Annotated in this window: 16 protein-coding genes; 2 read left to right on the plus strand and 14 right to left on the minus strand. The window is 37.7% G+C overall.

Annotation, left to right across the window (positions count from 1 at the left end; translation table 11 throughout):
* The first annotated feature begins 4 nt into the window (after positions 1-4).
* Positions 5-3,013 (plus strand): type III restriction-modification system endonuclease, encoded by a 3,009-nt coding sequence (locus ACYQ0E_RS12025; RefSeq protein ID WP_460188463.1) that lies wholly within the window; start codon positions 5-7, stop codon positions 3,011-3,013.
* Between the two features lie 222 nt (positions 3,014-3,235).
* On the opposite strand, the gene ACYQ0E_RS12030 is transcribed toward ACYQ0E_RS12025, so the two are convergent.
* The 14 genes from ACYQ0E_RS12030 to ACYQ0E_RS12095 all read right to left on the minus strand — a co-directional run bounded on the left by ACYQ0E_RS12030 (position 3,236) and on the right by ACYQ0E_RS12095 (position 20,036).
* Positions 3,236-3,538, minus strand: coding sequence for a DUF3240 family protein (locus ACYQ0E_RS12030; protein WP_460188464.1), 303 nt, complete (start codon positions 3,536-3,538; stop codon positions 3,236-3,238).
* 1 nt (position 3,539) lies between these two features.
* Positions 3,540-6,614 (minus strand): efflux RND transporter permease subunit, encoded by a 3,075-nt coding sequence (locus tag ACYQ0E_RS12035; protein WP_460188465.1) that lies wholly within the window; start codon positions 6,612-6,614, stop codon positions 3,540-3,542.
* Between the two features lie 2 nt (positions 6,615-6,616).
* Complete coding sequence (locus ACYQ0E_RS12040; RefSeq protein WP_460188466.1) at positions 6,617-7,807, minus strand: efflux RND transporter periplasmic adaptor subunit; 1,191 nt, start codon at positions 7,805-7,807, stop codon at positions 6,617-6,619.
* Positions 7,807-9,006: a TolC family protein gene (locus ACYQ0E_RS12045; RefSeq protein WP_460188467.1), complete on the minus strand. Its 1,200-nt coding sequence runs from the start codon at positions 9,004-9,006 to the stop codon at positions 7,807-7,809. The genes ACYQ0E_RS12040 and ACYQ0E_RS12045 overlap by 1 nt, the downstream gene beginning before the upstream one ends.
* 116 nt (positions 9,007-9,122) lie before the next feature.
* Complete coding sequence (locus tag ACYQ0E_RS12050; protein ID WP_460188468.1) at positions 9,123-10,496, minus strand: sensor histidine kinase; 1,374 nt, start codon at positions 10,494-10,496, stop codon at positions 9,123-9,125.
* A gap of 1 nt (position 10,497) precedes the next feature.
* Entirely contained in the window at positions 10,498-11,226 is a 729-nt protein-coding gene (locus ACYQ0E_RS12055; protein WP_460188469.1) for a response regulator transcription factor, read from the minus strand.
* 17 nt (positions 11,227-11,243) lie between these two features.
* Entirely contained in the window at positions 11,244-11,912 is a 669-nt protein-coding gene (locus tag ACYQ0E_RS12060; protein WP_460188470.1) for a carbonic anhydrase, read from the minus strand.
* Between the two features lie 8 nt (positions 11,913-11,920).
* Positions 11,921-12,151, minus strand: coding sequence for a hypothetical protein (locus ACYQ0E_RS12065; RefSeq protein ID WP_460188471.1), 231 nt, complete (start codon positions 12,149-12,151; stop codon positions 11,921-11,923).
* A gap of 134 nt (positions 12,152-12,285) precedes the next feature.
* Positions 12,286-12,699 carry a hypothetical protein gene (locus tag ACYQ0E_RS12070; RefSeq protein WP_460188472.1) on the minus strand — a complete coding sequence of 138 codons (414 nt, stop codon included), beginning with the start codon at positions 12,697-12,699 and terminating at the stop codon, positions 12,286-12,288.
* 37 nt (positions 12,700-12,736) lie between these two features.
* Positions 12,737-15,001 (minus strand): nitric oxide reductase activation protein NorD, encoded by a 2,265-nt coding sequence (locus ACYQ0E_RS12075; protein WP_460188473.1) that lies wholly within the window; start codon positions 14,999-15,001, stop codon positions 12,737-12,739.
* A 165-nt stretch (positions 15,002-15,166) separates the two neighbouring features.
* Positions 15,167-15,967 (minus strand): CbbQ/NirQ/NorQ/GpvN family protein, encoded by an 801-nt coding sequence (locus ACYQ0E_RS12080; RefSeq protein ID WP_460188474.1) that lies wholly within the window; start codon positions 15,965-15,967, stop codon positions 15,167-15,169.
* Positions 15,968-16,268: 301 nt separating this feature from the next.
* On the minus strand, positions 16,269-17,648 hold the full coding sequence (locus tag ACYQ0E_RS12085; RefSeq protein ID WP_460188475.1) for a ribulose-bisphosphate carboxylase: 1,380 nt from the start codon (positions 17,646-17,648) through the stop codon (positions 16,269-16,271).
* A 465-nt stretch (positions 17,649-18,113) separates the two neighbouring features.
* Entirely contained in the window at positions 18,114-19,055 is a 942-nt protein-coding gene (locus ACYQ0E_RS12090; protein WP_460188476.1) for a LysR substrate-binding domain-containing protein, read from the minus strand.
* 54 nt (positions 19,056-19,109) lie between these two features.
* Positions 19,110-20,036, minus strand: coding sequence for a LysR family transcriptional regulator (locus ACYQ0E_RS12095; protein WP_460188477.1), 927 nt, complete (start codon positions 20,034-20,036; stop codon positions 19,110-19,112).
* Positions 20,037-20,243: 207 nt separating this feature from the next.
* Between ACYQ0E_RS12095 and ACYQ0E_RS12100 the strand changes: the two genes are divergently transcribed.
* Positions 20,244-21,662, plus strand: a complete 1,419-nt coding sequence (locus tag ACYQ0E_RS12100) for a form I ribulose bisphosphate carboxylase large subunit (RefSeq protein ID WP_460188478.1) — start codon at positions 20,244-20,246, stop codon at positions 21,660-21,662.
* Positions 21,663-21,666 lie beyond the last annotated feature (4 nt).

Raw genomic sequence — 21,666 nt, forward strand, 5'->3', positions numbered from 1 at the left:
AGGTATGTCAAAAAAGACCGCTTTAAAATTGCAATTTGAACGTCTAGATTATCAAGATCAAGCCGTGTCTGCTGTTTGTGATGTGTTTAAAGATATATCGTTTGTATCAGCCAAATACCCAGAGAGTAACCCGAGCTTTAATTTGAGCAACGCAGCTCAACGCACTTTATTACAAAGCAATATAAAAGCGATTCGAGAGCAGCATAATGTCATTGAAGGTGAAGTTAAGGTTGGTCATCAATTAACCTTAGATATTTTGATGGAAACAGGTACGGGTAAAACGTTTACCTTTATTGAAACGATTTATCGTCTAAATCAACTGTATGGCTTGTCTAAGTTTTTAATTTTGGTTCCAAGTACAGCGATACGTCAAGGTGCCGTTAAGAACTTACAAATTACGAAAGAATTTTTTCAGAAAACCTATGAAAAAAACCTAGCGGTTTTCAGCTATACACCCGAAACGGTTTTTCGCTTTTGCAATGCCTCTAGTGAAAATATCTCGGTAATGATTTCAACTTACCAGTCTTTTAATAAAGCGAGTAATGTCATTCATAAAAAAGCGGTAGAGCAAGGTTTGATTGGTAAGGCCACCAGTTACATTGATGCTATTGCGGCTTTAAAACCCGTAATTATTATTGACGAACCACACCGTTTTGAAGGCAAAAAGACCGCAGAAAATATTGAAAAATTTAGACCGTTGTTTACCGTGCGTTATGGAGCTACTTTTAAAGAAAACCAACAAAAACAGAAGTTTCAAAACCTACTTTACACACTGGATAGTATTACCGCCTTTAAAAAAGGTTTGGTTAAAAGTATTACGGTAGACACCATTGGTAGTGAACAAGTCGATGCGCACTCATTAGCTTTAATAGACGTTAAAGGTGCAAAGCAAGCAGACTATCAAGCCAAAATAAAATATAAAGATATTGCAGGTAAAAACCAACAAGTCACCCTAGAAAAAGGCGACAACTTAGGAAAAAAAGTTGAGATTGATTACCTAAGTGGTTATGTGGTGGACAAAATCACCAAAAGTGAAGCCATTTTTACCAATGGCTTTAGTCTGCCGCTGGGTGAAGAAAATGCGACTTCTTACGGTATGTTATTGGATGGCATGCAAACCGAGATTATTAGACAAACGATTGAAACGCATTTTGAACGTGAAGAAGAATTGTTTATTCAAGGTATTAAATCCTTAACGCTGTTTTTTATTGACTCGGTAAGTAAGTATTTATTAGACAGTGGCGAACCCGGCGAGTTGATTACAAAGTTTGAGAAACTGTATGCTAAAAAACTGTCTGAAGTGTTAAAAACAGACAATTTAGATGCTAACTATCGGGCTTATTTAGAACGCACTCAAAAAAATATTGGCGAAGTACATCAAGGTTATTTTTCTAAGTCTAATAAAGATAAAGACCTTGAAACGCAAATTGATTTAATTCTCAATAAAAAAGAGGAGTTACTTTCGTTTAATACGGATTTACGTTTTATCTTTTCGATGTGGGCATTGCAAGAGGGGTGGGATAACCCTAATATTTTTACCCTTTGTAAATTAGCGCCAAGTAATTCAAAAATCACTAAGTTGCAGCAGATTGGACGTGGTTTACGTTTGGCGGTGAACCAATACGGTGAACGCATTACGTTAGAGCATGAAGCATTTGATCAGGTCAATGAACTGAATGTGATTGTGCCTTCTACAGAGGGAAACTTTGTAGAATCGATTCAAAATGAAATTGCGCAAAACAGCTTAAAGATGCAAGGACTTATTTTTGAAGCTGATTTATTGATTGACCTAAAAATCGCCCCCAATATTCGACAAGCACAGGCGTTGGTTGATATTTTAGAAGACAATGAAATTGTTGAATTAGATGATGACGATAAGGCACATATTGTTGCAGATAAAACCATATTTACCAATAAATGGCCAACGATTCAGACTGAAATTGAAGCACATAAGCGCATTAAAGTACCTAATTTAAAAGGCTTGGCTGAATTCTTTAAAGAGGTGTATTTAGCTGAAACTAAGGTTACATCAAAGTCTAAAGCAAAAAGAGCCCCGAAATTAATAAAAGTGAACGCAAATAAATATAACCAGCACTTTAAAACTTTGTGGGACAACCTAAATCGTGATGCAGAACTTAAATATGATTTGAATTCAGATGAGTTCATTCAAATCGTTAACCAAGCTATTGCCAGTGAATTCAAAGTTCAAAAAATTCAAATTAAAACCACACGCCATAAAGAAGTTGAAAATGTAGTACAAGAAGATGTAACCAGTGCTTATACGGCTGTTCAATATCATTCTGTATTTAGTTTATATGAGTTTGTAAAAGCGTTAGCCAATGCAACTAGATTAAGCTACAAAACAATAGCCATCATTTTAAAGGTTATGCCTGCCGAACAGTTTGCAATGATTGCCAATAATGAAAACCAAGCTTTATTGGATTTAAAAACTATTATTTTAAATGAGCTGTATGCGTTAATCGTTAATAAAATAAGTTACGAAATAAAAGAAATTCGTACTAAAGCAACCAGTTTAACCAGGGCTGATGGCATTGTTTTAGACTGGATTAATAAGGGTGCATGTGGTCGCATGGATCATGATATTAGTGCTAAGAAAACGCTTCTTGAAAAATCTCTCTATGATGAAAATTTTATTGAAATTGATAGTGATATTGAAGGTGTGACGATTGATGAATCCACTGATAACAGCATTACCGTGTTTGCCAAATTGCCTAGGATCAAAATCCCTGTACCTAATGGAACTTATAGCCCTGATTTTGGTTACGTTGTGAATAGCAATAATGGTAAGACACTATATTTGGTCGTTGAGGCAAAAGGTTATCCTACTGAAGCAAAAATTTCTGATGACGAAAAAATTAAAATTGCCGCAGCTAAACAGTTTTTTAATGCTTTAAAAGCGAAAAAAACAGGCATCGAAATTCATTACAAAACTAAAATTAACAACCAAGAACTAGCTGATCTATTAGGTGAAATTAATGAATACCTCGAATAAAAATACAACAGACTATTGAGCAATTGACGACATTTTAGAAGACTTAGAATAAGCCTTAAAAGCATCTATTTAAATAGAAAAAGTTGATTTACCCTATGCCCACACCCTTTTAAAGGGTCGCTGAGCATACCAGGCCTGGTAATTATTTTATGAACCACTAAGTCACAAAGACACCAAGTTTTTTAAAGTAACCAGGCCTGGTAATTTTAGTTTTAAAAAAGTTTAAAGCACTCCAGATTCTAATACTGGCGTCACCAGATAGTTACAATCGACTCTTGGATGCTCTTCTTTAAGATACGCCAAAATATCTGCATACTCTTCTTGAGTGGTGATAATTTCAACTTGCACCTTTGCCAAATACCCCGCCACTTGCTCCTTAGTTTCCTCAAAATTATGTTGATTGCTATATGAACGAATTGATAATGTTTTAAAGTCAATTTGTTGTTTTTTATAGATCAATAGACTGTCTGCAACGGTTGCAAAAACACCTTCATCTATTACGAGCTTTATTAATACGCCTGACATATTAGGCTCCTTTCTTTAAATAGTTTAGTCTTGTACCTTGTCCAAATAGGCGATAAAAGATAGGTAAAATCAACAGCGTTAAGGCGGTTGATGAAATTAACCCACCAATAACCACAATCGCTAATGGGCGTTGAATCTCTGAACCTGGCCCAGTTGCAAATACCAATGGCACTAAGCCTAACGCTGCAATACTGGCTGTCATTAATACAGGTCTTAATCGTCGCATCGCTCCTTCGGTAACCACCTCAGTAATTGACATACCTGATGCGGCTAATTGATTAAAGTAAGAGATCATAACCACCCCGTTCAGTACCGCAATACCTAACAAGGCAATAAAGCCAACTGAGGCGGGTACCGATAGATATTCACCGGTTATCCACAGGGCAGTAATACCACCAATTAGAGCAAATGGTACATTGGTTAAAATCATGGCCGCTTGTGGAACGGATTTAAAGGTACTGAATAAAATGATAAATATTAGAATCAAAGCAATCGGTACTACTACGGCTAATTTAGCGGCGGCACGTTGTTGGTTTTCAAACTTACCACCCCATTCAAAATAGTAACCTGCTGGGATATCCATTTTGGCGGCTTTTAATTTGGCTTCTTCTACAAAACCAACTAAATCGCGCCCTTTTACATTGGAAACCACTACCGCAAAGCGTTTGCTTTGTTCTCGTTGAATAGAGACAGGGCCTTCTACTTCTTTAGCATTAACCAGCTGGCTAAGTAAAACAGTTTGGCCGTTTTCTAAGGCAATCGGTTGTTGCAACATTTCTTGTTTAGACGATTTATACGATTCTGGCGCTCTTACCATTAATGGAATTCGACGAATACCTTGATACAAAATACCCGCTTCTAAACCGTTAATTTGCGCACGTAAAATCGCTTGTACATCATTAACGCTTAAGCCAAATTTAGCTGCCATTTGTTTGTTAATATCTAACTGCAAATAACGCAAACCTTCATTGGTTGGGGTAAATACATCTTCTGCCCCCTTAATAGAACTTACAGTTTCTACCATCTTTTTAGCGACTTCATTCAGTTGCACAGGATCGTCTCCAAAAATCTTAATGGCTACATCACCACGCGCACCGGTTAACATTTCGTCAACACGCATTTGAATCGGTTGCGTAAAGGCAAAGTTAACGCCAGGAAAGTGTTTTTCTAATCCTGTACGAATATCATCAATTAACTCTTCTTTGCTGGCCATTCGCCATTCTTCTTTCGGTTTTAGCAGTAAAAAACTGTCGGTATCATTTAAACCCATTGGATCCATACCCAATTCATCTGAGCCAACACGTGCCACAATACGGCTAATTTCTGGTATGTTTTTTAACAAGTATTTTTGTACTTGCTTATCCATATTTACCGTTTCTTTTAGACTAATTGCAGGCAGTTTTTCTATTTGCATAACAATGTAGCCTTCGTCCATTTGTGGAATAAACGTTTTACCTACTTGAGTATAAATACCGCCTGCAAACACCAGGCCTAGTAAAGCGATACCAATCACTTTTTTACTGTTATTTAAACTCCAATTTAATACAGGGCGATAAAGCTTGAGCAACTTTTCAATTAACCACGGTTCTTTATGACTTGGTTTGCCCAACATAAATGAGGCTAAGGTTGGGATAATAGTTAATGACAGTAGCAACGCACTACCTAATGCAAAGATAATCGTTAAGGCAACAGGTACAAATAATTTACCTTCTAAACCTTCTAGGGTTAATAACGGTAAAAACACCGTCATAATAATTAAAATACCCGAGATGACAGGTACAGAAACTTCTTGCACCGCTCTGTAAATAATGTGTAATTTTGGCAGGCCTGCCTTATCTTTCTCTTGATGAGTAACAATGTTTTCGACCACCACCACCGCGGCATCAACCAACATACCAATGGCGATGGTTAACCCACCTAATGACATTAAGTTGGCAGACAAGCCAAATTGATTCATTAAAATAAAGGTTAGCAATGCCGCTAAAGGTAAAATTAGGGCAACCGTTAAGGCGGCACGTAAATTACCTAAAAAGATAAATAATACCAATACAACTAAAACAACTGCTTCGGTTAAAGCGCCAGATACCGTTTCAATCGCTTGTGATATTAAGTCCTTACGGTTATAAAACACATGTAAAGAGATACCTTGTGGTAAAGCTCGTTCAATATCCGCTAAACGCGCTTCAATACCCGATACAACATCACGAGCATTAGCACCTTTAAGCGCCATAACTAAACCTTCTACCGCCTCTTGTCCATTTTGTGTAACCGCACCATTTCGGTATAGAGAGTCAACTTCTACCTTGGCTAAATCTTTAACATAAATAGGACGACCGCCTGAGTTATCAACAATAATATTTTCAATGTCATTAATATTGGTTAAGTTTCCTAAGGTTCGTACTAATAGAACTTCTTCACCTTGATTGACTCGGCCGGCACCATCATTTTGGTTATTTGTTTCTACGGCTTTAATTAAACGAGCCAGCGAGATTTTATAAGTACTGAGTTTAGTAAAGTTAGGCTTAACAGCAAACACTCGTACATCCCCGCCTAAGGCATTTACATCTGCCACACCAGGTACTGAACGTAAAGCTGGGCGAATAACCCAATCCAATAAATCTCGTTTTTCCATATTATTTAGGGTATTACCATCTATGGTAAACATAAAAATATCACTTAATGGTGTCGATAACGGCGCCATGCCACCCGTTACCCCATTAGGTAAATTTACCCCATTTAAACGTTCTGCAACCAACTGTCTGGCCCAATAAATATCAGTACCTTCTGCAAAGTTTAAGGTAACATCGGCTATGGCATATTTGGCTAACGAACGTAATAAGGTTTCTTTTGGAATACCCAGTAACTCTTGCTCTAACGGCGCAATAACACGCTGTTCAACCTCAGTAGGAGTCATGCCTGGTGCTTTAAAAATCATTTTTACCTGTACGGGTGAAACATCTGGAAAGGCATCAATAGGTGTTTTTTGAAACGCCATCCATCCACCTGATACCAATGCAAAGATAACCAACAATACAAAAATACGCTGGGTTAAGAAAAACTGTATTAAACGATTCATCTTTATTCTCCACCCTCTTCAGCCATTAGGTTGCTTTTAAGGCTTGACGCACCATGCACAATTACCTTACTCTGCGCAGTCAGCTCATGTTCATGAATAGGTTGAACAAATAATTGGCCACCATAAGTTTGCAAAACGGTTACCGCAACGGCTTTAATTTTTTGCTGATTTTGTACAAAAATAATGTCTTGATTATTAATGGTCGTTAAGGCATTCATCTCAGTTTGAAAAGCAGGTTGTGCATATTGAAATTGCACCTGAAATAACTGGCCAGGCTTAATAGCAAAGTCGGCATTGTCAAAAAGAGTATGTACCTCAACCGATTGTGTGGTTGGATTTACAAAGTCAGAAATATGAGAAATTTTTCCAGGTTTATTGAGCGTTGTCGCCTTAACAGACTGACCTTCAACCAAGCCATTAACCTCAGCAACGGGCACTTCTAAATCAATAACAATGGGGTTGGTTTTTGCAATAGAAACCACTGGCGCTTGTGCAACAACACGTTTACCTATTTCAACCTTAACATCATAAATCTCACCGGTTACAGGGGCGGTTAATTCAATTTCTGCTGACTGAATTTGTTGTGTTTTTTCTAAATCAGCAACCAATTTTGCATTCATTCCAATAGACAATAACGCTTGTTTTTGCTGTGATTTAAGTTGAGAAAGCTTTTTAACACTGGCTTCTAATGCTTGTCGTTGCTTGCTTGAAATCGCGCCTGTTTGGCTTAAAGATTTAGCACGTTTTAAAGCAGCTAACTGTGCTTTTAAATCCGCAAGAGTACCAACAAAATCACTTTGCATTTTTTGTAAATCTGCACTGTAAACCGTGGCAATAACATCACCTTGATTCACATGTCCGTGAACATGATGTAAAGCCGTAATTTGACCAGATAATGGCATGGTTACAGCATAACGCTGATTTAACGGCACCATACTTTGTGCCATAAAAGAGCTACTGGGATAAGAAGTAACACGGCTAATCATTTGTGTTTTAATCGCCAGAGCATTCATCTGGTCAGGGGTAAATGTTAAAACAGGTAAAGGTGCACTTTCAGCTGCACTTAACGTTGGTACATAACTCACTGCCGAAAACGCTAATACCAAGGCGGCTGTTAGTTTAGAGAATTTAGAGAATTTAGAGAATGGTGCTAAAGCATCGTTTTGAATTGTTTTTGTATAGACGGTGTTCATTATAAAGAGACTCCTGCAATTTGATTTCGGTTAGCGATAGCTTTAGCCACTTCGATCTGAATAAGGGCTTGTTGTAATTCGCTCGTTAAATATTGTTGTTGTGCATTCACTAAGGTTTGTATATTGCTCTCACCCGCTTTATAAGCTTGCTGAGCAAGTTGTAAGGTTTGTTGAGCCAGTTGCATATCTTGTGAACTAATGGCTAACTTTTTGGTGGCGAGTGTTACAGCTTGTTCGCTTGAATATAATTTGTTTTGCAACTCAATTTGAAAACGTCTTACTTGCGCTTCTTTAGCTAAAACGGCGTTATTCTGTTTAGCCGTTGCTATTTTTTGGCTTGGGTTTGAACCGATGGGGTAGGAAATTTGCGCAAATAAAGAGGCGTTTGAAGACATGGATTTATCTTCTTCTTGAAAACCTCCAACACTTAATACAGGATTATCTTTTTGTGTGACTTTTAGATTTTGTAACTCAGCACGCAAAATAGCTAATTCTGCATTAAGCTTTTTAAGTTCTGGATGCGTGTTGATATCAAAAGGTAGAGCAGATTCTGTTAAAGGAACAGGCAATTCAAGTGAACCAGTCCATAACTCATAACGTTGTTGAATTGAGCTCAACTGAGAACGCATAGCGTACAAATGAGACTCCGCATTTAACAATAACTTTTGAGCCATTAAGGCATCAATTTTTGGTTTTTCACCAAACTTAACCAGTTTATTAATCAGCGTGTATAGGATATTGGCTTGCGCTACCGATTTTTCGGCCAAATCAACTTGAACTTGTGCTTCTTTATACTGCCAAACTAAATCTCGTAGCTGCCCAGATGCTTGCCATTTTAAATAATGCACTTGGTCATTTTTAAGCTCAGTATAGCCTTTTGCTAACTGCGCCTGACTATCCGCTTGACCAGGCAACCATAAAGGAAATTCAGCACCCACCTGCCATTTTTGTTTGTCTAGATTGCCTGTCATTGCATCATTTTCATGCGCAACAATAAGATTAGTATTACCAGCAAACCAACTATTTGCAGCGCTGTTTGCTGTGCGTTCTACTTCATCGTAGCCACTTAATGACATTTGTTCAGGTTGTTTTTGTAAGACGTTTTGTAATAAGGCCGAATAGGTTGCTGCTTGCACAACTTGGGTAGATAGCCCAAATAGGACCAGGCCTGTAAAACTTAAAATTTGGATTTTTTTCATAACACTTTCCTAGAGTCATAGAGAATGATCGCTATTTAATAAAGTGAAACTGAAATGAAACTGAAAATTAGAAAAAAATTAGGTAATTTAATACTGAAAAGTAGAAAAGAGAAAAATTACAACGTGCGTGGTCTAAAAATAATTTGAACTTTCAAGCCTCCTAGGTCCGAATGGTTAAATTGCATATCGCCTGAATAAGCTTCAATTAAATCTTTAACAATAGATAAACCAATGCCGTGACCTGGCATAGTTTCATCGGCTCTAAAACCACGCGTTTGAAGACTGTTTAACAGATCATCACTCACACCTTTACCATCGTCTTCTATCACCAATTTAGAGCTACCGTTTTCTTCTGTCAGACTAAGTACAATAGTCGATTGTGCCCACTTAAATGCATTGTCGAGTAAATTACCTAAAAGCTCAAAGCCATCTTCTTTTTCCATTAAAAGTGACGTTACTTCCGGTATCGCGCAGCGACATTCAATGGTTTTATTGGGATGCAACTGTTTAAGGGTTTTTAATAATTCATCTAAATCACTAGCAAAGTCAAAACGATTATTTAAAGGAGCATCTGAAGCAATGCGAGCCTTTTTTAACTCTCTATCAATTAAGTGATGAATCTTAGACAGTTGTTGCTGCATCTGTTGTTGCACAATTTTAAGATTATCGGGCGAAGGGTCTATTTTGACTTGTTCTAAAAGTTGAAACGCTAAATTTAACGGGGTTTTTAAGCCATGCGATAAATTGGCATTCGATTGTCGTGAGGTTTTAAGCTGTTTAGCCGCTTGTTGCAAAGCGCCTTTTAACGCATCTATTAAAGACTCTACTTCTTTTGGATAAGCGGTACTTTCAAGGGTAAATTGGTTTGTTAATTCTAGCTCTTTAAGTTGTTTTTCTAGCGGTACTAACTGCCCAAACGTACGTTTTAAAATCCATCTCTGCAGTAGGTACATTAACAATAAAGTAATTAAAGCAAGAGTACCAAACATCCAATCAAAATATTTTAAACTTTCTTGGATTGGAGAATGATCTTCGGCCACATAAAGTTGAATAGGAATATTGTTTTTACTGGTAGTGATACCCAGCACTAACAATTTTGAACGTTTGACTGAATTACCTTCTTCTACCAAAGGTCCAAGGGTTTCATACACTTTATTTTGTGTTTCATTGATATTCCACGATTTTAAAAGTAATGGGTATTGATCTAAAGATGGCGATAAAAAGGTTTGGTTACCCACCTTTAAAACAAAATAGTGACCAGAAAGAGGTTGAGAATAAATAGGCTCAATATTCTCAATTTCTAAAGACCAAACACCATTTTTTAAATGTAGATTTTTTATAACGGATTCGGAGTCATGATCTAATCGTGTTAAAACATAATCATCGGCAACTTGATGAATCGTAGTAATAGAAAACCACCAAAATAGAACAAATATCCCTAAAATACTCAAACCTAACAAAACAGAAAGTTGACGTTGCAATGACTTCATATCAATCATTTGCCTTTGTGGGTTTGGCTGATTCTTGAGCGACATTATCATCGCTAAGTGTTAACCGATAACCTTGACCACGTTGGGTTAATATCGCCTCTTTACCTAAGTAACCGCGCAATCTACGAATATAAACTTCTATAATATTAGATTCTTTATCTTCACTGCTGTCTGAGATTTTATCGAGCAAGACTTGTTTAGAAAACACCTGTTTTGGTCGGCTAAAAAAAGCATAGGCTAAGCGATATTCTGTTGCTGTTAAATCTTGTTTTGTTTGATTGATTATGACACTTTTGGATTGAGTATCTAAACAAATAGAATTTACGCCATCAATGTGTTTAGGGTAAAAACAGATGGCATCATTTTTAGGTAAATGACGTTTTAATAGACTTTGTACACGCGCTAAAAGTTCTTCAAAATGAAAAGGCTTACCTAAGTAGTCATCGGCACCTTTTTTTAAACCTTCTACACGTTCTTGCCAACTATTGCGGGCGGTAAGAATTAATATTGGTATGTTAATCTTGGCTTCTCTAAGTTTTTCTAAAACAACCAGGCCTGGTAATTTGGGCAAACCTAAATCAAGAATAATTAAATCATACTGATGCTCCACCCCTAAATAGAGTCCTTGTTCACCATCATAAGCAACATCAACAATGTAATTAAGCGTTTTAAATCGTTGAGTTAGATTTTCAACCAGTAAAGGCTCATCTTCTATCAAAAGTATTTTCATTAGAATTCTTTTGTTTTTTAATCCCGAATAATGACTTTTTCAGCATCCTCAAGATTGTCTACAGTGACATCTAAATTATGTAAACGTCCATCTTTAATATTGTATATAAAACCATGTATCGCTAAAGATTGCCCGTTCTTCCAGGCTTTTTTAACCGCAGGAATATGGCAAATATTTCTGACTTGCTCGGCGACATTCACTTCACACAGCATATCAACTTGTTCTTCTTTTGATAAACCTTCAAACTCACTTTGCATACGAGCTTGGTATTTTCTAATTGGACGAATCCAATGATCAATTAAATCTGGATTTGTTTCATTAAACGAGGCTTCAACACCACCACAACCATAGTGTCCATTCACAATAATGTGTTTTACTTTTAAAATTTCTACTGCATATTGAATAACAGACAGCGCATTCATATCACTGGAATTAACGAGGTTTGCGATATTACGGTGTACAAAAATGGTTCCTGGATCCATCTTCACGAGTTCATTAGCGGGAACTCGGCTATCAGAACAACCTATCCATAAATATTCTGGTTTTTGTTGTAAAGCCAGTCTTCCAAAAAAGCCTGGGCTGGCTTTATTAACTTCGTCAATCCATTCTTGGTTATTCTTAAAAAGTTGATCTAATTCTTCATTGCAATTGCACGATGTGCAAGAGTGATCTGATGAGTGAGGCATTCTCTTTCCTATTCTGTTGTCGATTTTGATTTCTTTGCGAACTTTAAGATAATTAATACGGTGAATATGCCTGCAAAAAACATAAATGCCATGGCTGGCCATAAACTATATAGAATATTCCAACCTTCACTTGCAGGGAGAGTTATACCATCAATCACTTCAGTTAACTGAAACTGTTGGATTGAGCCCGAAAGATAAAACAACAAAATTCCCATAATCGCTAATATAAATATACACATTTATTTGTATCTCTTTTAAATAAAATTATAAATATTGTTGTAAAAAAAATGCCCATAAATAAATTTAGGGCATTTTATAACGTTTATAACTTATTAAGTGGCTGTTTTTTACACCCTCTTATGTCAATTAAAAACTAATCATGATTCTCACCTTTAGAACAACCTATTTGATAAGCCAAAGTTAAAGCTTGTTCTAAGGATAAAGCATCGCCAGTCTGTGAATCGACTCTTTGAGCTATATCTTTAAGCAGCAATTCAGGTGTAATCTTTTGACACTCTGCCGCAAATTCATCCATAGAGATAGGACCGTTTTCTAAAAAACGTGCCACGAATCCTTTTGCAGAAATCACCTCAATAGGGCTACTTTCCATCATGTCAAACAAATATGAGTAGGTATCAACCCCATTACGTTCTGCAATTCTACGCGGCAAACTGTAATAAAACTCGGTCATATTACCTAAATGCAAAGGAAGCTTTATCTCTGCATGATAGTTATGCTCATCACCTTTAAAATAAAAACGCATTTGCACCGTTATTACATTGGTCATTTCTAATAAAATCCTAGTTCAAATAATGCAATAAAATCTAATGAGTTAATTTCATAAATACTTGTGGTAATTGTTCTGGCAATTTATCCACATTATCTATAACCGTATATTGCGTTCCAAAAATATCTTCTACATATTCGTCGGCCTTAGGGTCAAGCGTAATGCAGTATGAATAGATACCCAAACTTTGTAATTCTTCAACGGCTTTATGAGTATCGCGAATTAACATCTGCGGGTCTTTAGTATCAATATCTGCAGGTTCGCCATCGGTTAATACCAATAATAATTTCTTTTCAGCTTCTTGAGCTTCTAAGTAATGCGCGGCATGACGCATAGCCGCGCCCATTCGGGTAGAGAACTTGGCTTCCATAGCACTAATACGCGCTTTAACTTCATCAGTATAACCTTCTGAATACCCTTTAATATGTTGATATCGCACCTCATGGCGAGTGTCAGAACTAAATCCAGCAATAGAGAATTTATCACCTAATTGTTCAACTGTCCAAGCAGTAATCGCTAAGGCTTCTTGAGAAAGTTCTAGCAATGTTTGGCCGGTTTCTTTATTGCGTTCATTTAATGATTGCGATGTGTCTACCAATAACATTACCGCGATATTGCGACTGTCTGTGGTGTGGCTATAATTAATGCGTGGGTCTGGCGCTTGCCCGCTTTTAAAGTCGATAATTGAACGTAATGCCACATCTAAATCAAGCTCTTCACCTTCTTCTTGAAAACGAATACGCTTTTTATTTTGTGGTTTTAGCATTTCAATCATTTTCTTTAAACGCTTGGCTAGGTCACCATGTTTTTCCATTAACCTATCCACTTTATTAGAGCTTGTAGATGGGTGTAAACGTTCATAGACGGTTGCCCAATCAGGACGATAAGTTTCAGAAATATAGTCCCACTCATCATAATGACGTGGTGGCAAACTATCAGCGGTATCCACTACCTTTTCATCACTTTCGTACTCATTAGGTACAATTTCATCGGCTTCATCATATTCTTCATAATGGTGCCAAATGCAGCGATTGTCATCTCGATAACTGACTTCAGTATCGTCAAAGAAAATATCTGGCAAACTGTCCGATGATTGTTTTCTGGCTTTAACATAAAACTTAGTGCCCAACATAGCCATATCTTGGGTGGTTGATTCTTCACCCTTTTCATCCATAATCGCAAAAAATTGTTTACGAAAATCTTCAATTAGCGTGTTAGTAGAATCAAAATTTTCATCTAATAAAGCACGGGATAAACGAGTAGCGCGGTAACGTAAACAAGATTGTTTTGAATCATCACACGCCCCTTTTTCTGGGTATGGATGTAAAGCTAAGAATATTTTTTTAAAGCCAGGGTATTGTTTCATTAACAGGTATTCAACCCGTGAGTCTTCAAAGATTGAAACAAACAGTTGCATATGTGGAGCGAAGTTGTCGGCCATTAATTTACCTGACCAACGTTTATGTGCCATGATATGGGCTAATACCGCTCTATAACGGTCTTTACCACTTATACCATTTTCATCTTCATATACATCAGGAACCGCAATCAAATCGTCATCTAAATATGGGGTAGGTACACGAATTTGATCAAATGCGGTTGAGAAGACTGAAAAAGGTAAATCACATTTCCATAAACAAGATTTCAACATATCCATATGGCGTTCAACATCTTTAAATGTTGTGCCTTGGCGTTCACGTTGAATAATGCTTTTAGCATCATGTGATTCTAAACTAAAATAAGCAACTTGCTCATCAGGCGAGGCTTGATAATTTACCGCGCCATAATGAATAAAGTTACGAATTCCAACTAAACACAAACGTGAAATAAGCTGTGGCATATGCGTTAATAACGCAACCATACCAGGGCTTTCGTGAATAGATTGATGACCATGAATGACCGTTTGAGTTTTATCAACAAACTCATCTAATATAACAAGATATTGTTCTAAATCTTCTACTCGATCAATACGACGACACACATGACCTAACGTGGCCAAAAAAGGAATAAGCGCTTTTTTATTTGGGCTACGAGCCAGTTTATAGGCGTAGTCAGATACCATTTTATTAGTACCCTGACCAAAGTGAGCGGCAATCTCTGGCATAACGTCCATATAAACCAGTACTGGCTCGACACCTTGTCCGATTTTACATAAAAAGTTAGCACCATCTAAATACGCTTGAACCCCTTCTGGGCTCAAATTTTGTACAGCATTTTCTATAAATTCAGGAAAAAGCTCAATCGCCTTTGGAAACTTACACGTAAATTTATGCTGATATTCGGCTAATAATTCTTCATTCATAATATTTCTCTAAATTACCACGAAGGCACGAAGACACGAAGGATAAAAATTTTTAGGAGAGCCTTTCAAACTGAGTAGAGTAACCACGAGACACCCTAAAATTAATTAGGCTAATTAAAACTTCGTGTCTTCGTGTCTTCGTGGTTATATGAATAAGCTATTTTTTTAACCAAATATCATACTAATAGCGTTATCTAGGGTTTCGCGGATATCTGCATCGTCTGTAATTGGGCGCACCATGGCCATTTTGCACGCTTCAATTGGTTCAATACCTTGGTTGATTAGAGTCGCAGCATATACCATTAAACGAGTTGAAATACCTTCGTCAAGACCGTGACCTTTTAGGCTACGAGCCGCTTCACCGATTTTAACAAGTTTATTGGCTGTATCGCGGTCAACATTCCCTTCTTTTTCTAAGATAGTCGCTTCTGCTGAGGCACTGGCGTAATCAAAATCTAAACCACAAAAACGTTGTTTAGTTGACTGCTTAAGATCTTTCATCATGGTTTGGTAACCAGGGTTATATGAAATAACTAATTGAAAATCTTCGTGCGCTTTGATTAACTCACCTTTTTTATCTAATGAAAGTTCACGACGGTGATCTGTTAAGGCGTGAATTACCACCATAGTATCTTGACGTGCTTCAACAATTTCATCTAGGTAACAAATGGCGCCATAACGTGCGGCCATAGTTAATGGTCCATCAACCCAACGTGTGCCGTTAGCATCTAATAGGTAACGACCGACTAAATCGGATGCGGTAATATCTTCGTTACATGAAACGGTAATGATTGGCTTACCTAGTTTCCATGCCATGTGCTCAACAAAACGTGATTTACCACACCCTGTTGGCCCTTTAACCATTACTGGTAAGCGTGATGCATACGCCGCTTGGTATAGTTCTACTTCATTAGATTGAGCATTGTAAAATGGTTCGCTATCGATTCTGTACTGTGAAATATCCATGTCTGTCCCCGTAACATTAATGGTTTATTGAAAAGTCATTTAGCACTGCATTTTCATTGAAAACATAGTCGTAAATAACCTAGTAAATAGATTGGTTTTATATTTTATATTAAAAAAAACCCCTGCCCGAAAGCAGAGGTTTTCAAGTATTCACACTATCTAATTGATAGGCAAAGTTGCTTGATTTGTGATGAGGACTAGGCGGTTAATTACCCCGTAGCGGAGTGTGCATAAAGTACATGAGCAACGGAAGCAATTTACCAACAACGTCATCGCACTAATCAAGCGGCTTTGGCATCAATTATTTGTGAACGCCTAATTTCTCTCTCCAATCTGGGTAGATTTTATCTGCATCACCAGGGAAAGATTCGAACGCACGTGCGAACTCATTATGTTCTTTAGCGTATTCGATAGGATCTGCACCAGACTTCCAGCAATCATATGCTTGCGCAAGTGATTTAGCACCCGCTGCAGGAGAGTCAATGTGACCGTATGCACCACCACCAGAAGTGTTGATTACGTTACCGTGACCTAGGTTTTCGAAGAAACCAGGTAGACGTAGCGCGTTCATACCACCAGAGATAATAGGAGTTGTAGGCTTAGCACCGTTCCATTTTTGGAAGAATGCTGGACCTTGAGCTTCATCACGTTCAATCATGTATGCGATGTTACGGTCGTCAGCACCACCTTCCATCTTACCAAAGCCCATTGTACCCACGTGGATACCAGAAGCACCTTGTAGACGAGACATTTTAGCAAGAACAAATGCAGTATAACCACGTTTTGCAGATGGAGAAGTAATCGCTCCGTGACCTGCACGGTGATAATGTAAGTACTGTGATGCGTAGTTACGACGTGCAGTCGTAATCATACCTGGACCACCAACATAACCATCAACTAAGAAAGCAACTTGTGGTGCGTTTGGACCAAAAGTTTCTAGGATGTAGTCTGCACGGTAGCACATTTCGTGGTGATCGTCTGCAGTGATGTTTGCTGAGAAAAGCTTAGCTTCACCAGTTTCATCTTGCGCACGGTTCATTGCGTCAACAACTAAAGGAATAACTTTTTTCATTGGGCAGAAAGTTTGGTTACCTTGTGGTTCATCGTTTTTGATGAAATCACCACCTAGCCAGAACTGGTATGCTGCGTCAGCAAATGGTTCAGGACGTAGACCTAGTTTAGGCTTGATGATAGTACCAGCGATGTAACCACCGTTCTCTTGTGGACGACCAAGCATTTTCCACATATCAGAAATATCTACTGCTGGGCAGTCAAATAGGTGAACCTTAGATTCTGGAACCCAGAAGTCAAACATTTGAAGGTTTTTAACATCACCCATACCTTGGTTGTTACCAATAGCAAGAGTTAAGAAAGAAACAATCATCGCCTTACCGTCTGTACCGTTACGATCGAAAAGATCGAAAGGGTATGCAACTTTCATGATGCCTTCAGCTTCGTCGATATCATAAACAAGTGCGTCAACACCTTTAGTGAAATCATCTGTAGTACAAACTTCAACGTTTGTTCCTGTTGAAGATTCTGCAGCGATGTGAGCTGCAACTTCTAGGTAACCGAAACCAGCAGCTGGTTCCATAGTGTAAGCCACAAGAATGTGGTTTTGACCTGCAATTAAATCTTCTTCTTTCAAAGACAAGTCAGCATAACGATTCGACTGATCCATTTTCTATACCTCAATTTGTGGGGCTCGCGAAATTAAAATGTGCGGCCCTTCTTTTTTTAGTCAAAACAAATGCAACATATTGAACGTCATTTGCTTTAACCCCGAAACGAGAACCTATTATAAAGAGCTAATGGATAACTTCAAATCAATATTATTGATTAATTAGATAGATAATAGTCTATATTTTGGCGCGCAGAATCCACAAACAGATAAATACATACCTTAAAACTGAGAATCTATAGGAATAAGTCTTTTTACAACAGGGTTCATTTATAATTTTACCAGGCCTGGTAAATATATTCACATAACTATTTATTAATTATTTTTGAAACCTTAGCTGCGGTCATAAACAAGCTTTAGAACGGCGTTTCTAAAGCAATGAACAGTAATATTTCACCATTTTTACTCGTTTAGAATCTTATATAAAAGGTTCATATAGAGAGTTACAGCGATTACTAAAGGTATTTATAGCTCATTAAATGCTTTTTGACTTAAGTTTTGGCCTTCAACCTTAAGCAATTCAATCATTTTTTCTGCCGCAATAGAGAGAACCTTGCCCTTGGGATAAGCCAGATACCAATGACGGTTAATAGGAAACCCCTTAACATCTAATATTTTAATTCTTCCCTGAACAATTTCTTCCATTAACGTTGGAACAGATGCCACGGTAATACCTAAATCTTGTAATAACCCTAAACGAATCGCTTCATTACCACCTAACACCATTTTTATATGCGGTTCAAACTCAAATTCTTCAAAGACCTTTTCAATTTGAGCGCGTATCCCAGAACCTGTTTCACGCATTAGAAAGGGTTCGTTTGCTAAATCTGCAATATTGAGCTTTTTACCGACTAATGGATGATTCGCATTCGCTACGAAAGCCAATGGATTAACCGCTATCTGCGAGGACTCAACGTTTAATTCTTGCGTAGGTTGACCTAATAAATAAAAATCATCACTGTTTTTAGAAATTCTATCTAACAAGGTTTCTTTATTACCTACTCGTAATAATACCGTTACATCTGGATAAGATTGGGTGAATTCTTGAATCACTTTAGGTACAAAATATTGAGCAGTAGAAATAACGGCCAAAGAAACACTCCCGCCAGAGAACCCTTTTAGATGGTTTATTTTTTGTTCGGCAAGAGAGAGTTGATTAAGAATAACGTTTGCAGATTCATAAAGCACTTGACCCGCATCGGTTAAATAAACCTTACGGCCAATTTGCTCAAATAAAGGAGCATCTAAAACATCACTCAGTCTTTTAACCTGCATTGAAACAGTCGGTTGTGTAAGGTGAAGCTCTTCTGCGGCGCGAGAAAAACTGTTATGCCTAGCAATACTTTCAAAGACTTGTAATTGTCGTAAGGTGGCATTTCTGGCAAGTACCGATATTTTTTCAGGCATAGCATTATTAACTCAACGTTCAGGTTTACTGTTTTATTCATTAAAAATACATTTTTAACGAGTGTCAGACATAACTAATAGTTTATTAATATCAACGGTATTTAAAAAATCTAAAAACGCTTCAGCAGCAGGCACTAATGATTTACCTGCCATCTTGGCAACATACCAATCACGAGTAAGTGGAAACCCTTCAACGTCTAAAACATCAATATGTCTATAACGTGTTTCTAAACGAATAGCTTGTTTTGGCAAAACGGAAATACCTAACCCTGCCATAACCGCTTGTTTAATACTTTCGGTACTACCCAACTCCATATAAGGTTCAAGCTTAATACCATTTTCTTCAAATCTTTCTTGAACAGAATCACGCGTACCAGACCCTTTTTCTCGCGTTAAAAAACGTTCATTAGCGAGTGCGGAGATAGGTATTTTTTTCTCTTTGGCTAAGGGGTGTTTTGGCGGTGCGGCCACCACTAATTCATTTTGAAAAAATGGGAAAGCCTGCATATTTAGGTCTTCTGGCACACGTCCCATAATAGATAAATCATACTGATTTTGTTTAAGTTCATCTAAAATTCGGCGTCTATTAATAACCGTAATCATAGGTTTTACATCAGGATAGCGATTTAAAAAGGCTTTAAGAATATAAGGGATAAAATATTTTGCGGGTGTGACAACAGCGATTCTTAGTTCACCATCAATACGCGCCTGTTCTGATTTAATACTGATATTTAGGTCTTGAAGTTCACCCAAGATTTTTTGACAACTGGTAAACATATGTTTACCAGGTCGGGTCAAAAATAACTTTTTACCAACGACCTCAATCAGCTTAATTTCATTATTTTCTTCTAAACGTTTTACCTGAATTGAGACTGCAGGTTGCGTTAAATTTAATTCTTCAGCCGCTTTTGTGTAACTTAAATTACGAGCAACTGCTTCAAATATTCGAATTTGTTGAGCAGTAATATGGAGGTTGTGCATAGCGTATTAGTACCCTTTGGGGACATTTTTAGAATGTATTCAGTAGATTCATTATATACATTTGTATATGTTCTGCATAACAAATGCTGTATTGCCTATATCGTCAAGAGACCATAACATTGGCAGCAACTGGAAACGAGGGAACTACTTCCCAAACAAATTTACGATTTTCAGATTAAAGTTTTTTTAACCTAAATGAGGTAGAACATGGCTAAGACTTACAATGCCGGTGTAAAAGAATACCGCGAAACTTATTGGATGCCAGAATATGAGCCAAAAGACTCAGATTTTCTAGCGTGTTTTAAATTAATTCCACAGGACGGTGTTCCGCGTGAAGAACTTGCAGCTGCTGTTGCCGCTGAATCTTCAACTGGTACATGGACTACTGTTTGGACTGACTTATTAACAGATCTTGATTACTACAAAGGTCGTGCATATAGAATCGAAGACGTTCCTGGTGACGATACTTGTTTCTACGCTTTCATTGCATACCCAATTGACTTATTTGAAGAAGGTTCAGTTGTATCTGTAATGACTTCATTAGTTGGTAACGTATTCGGATTTAAAGCACTACGTGCTTGTCGTCTTGAAGATGTTCGTTTCCCACTAGCGTATGTTATGACTTGTGGTGGACCACCAAACGGTATTCAAGTAGAACGTGACAAAATGGACAAATATGGTCGTCCAATGTTGGGTTGTACTATCAAGCCTAAGCTTGGTCTTTCTGCTAAAAACTACGGTCGTGCAGTATATGAGTGCCTACGTGGTGGTTTAGACTTCACAAAAGATGATGAAAACGTAACTTCACAGCCATTCATGCGCTGGAGAGATCGTTTCTCTTTCTGTCAAGATGCTATCTTGAAAGCTGAAGCTGAAACAGGTGAGCGTAAAGGTCACTACTTAAACGTTACTGCTGGTACGCCAGAAGAAATGTATGAGCGTGCAGAGTACGCTAAAGAAATCGGTTCTCCGATTATCATGCACGATTACCTAACTGGTGGTTTCACTGCAAACACAGGTCTAGCTAACTACTGTCGTAAAAACGGTTTGTTACTACACATTCACCGCGCAATGCACGGTGTAATTGACCGTAACCCACATCACGGTATTCACTTCCGTGTACTAACTAAAGCCCTACGTTTATCTGGTGGTGATCACTTACACTCAGGTACGGTTGTAGGTAAGTTAGAAGGTGACCGTGAAGCAACTCTAGGTTGGATCGATATCATGCGTGATTCATTCATCCCTGAAGATCGTACACGTGGAATCATGTTTGACCAAGACTTTGGTGCAATGCCTGGTGTTATTCCAGTTGCATCTGGTGGTATTCACGTATGGCATATGCCAGCGCTAGTTTCTATCTTCGGTGATGACTCAGTTCTTCAGTTCGGTGGTGGTACATTAGGTCACCCATGGGGTAACGCTGCTGGTGCAGCTGCAAACCGTGTTGCGCTTGAAGCTTGTGTACAAGCTCGTAACGAAGGTAAAGAAATTGAGAAAGTTGGTAAAGAAATCCTTACTGACGCTGCTAAACATAGCCCAGAACTTAAAATCGCAATGGAAACTTGGAAAGAGATCAAGTTTGAGTTCGATACAGTTGATAAGCTAGACGTTAAGCATAAGTAATTGA

This window comes from Thiomicrorhabdus hydrogeniphila, assembly GCF_054656895.1.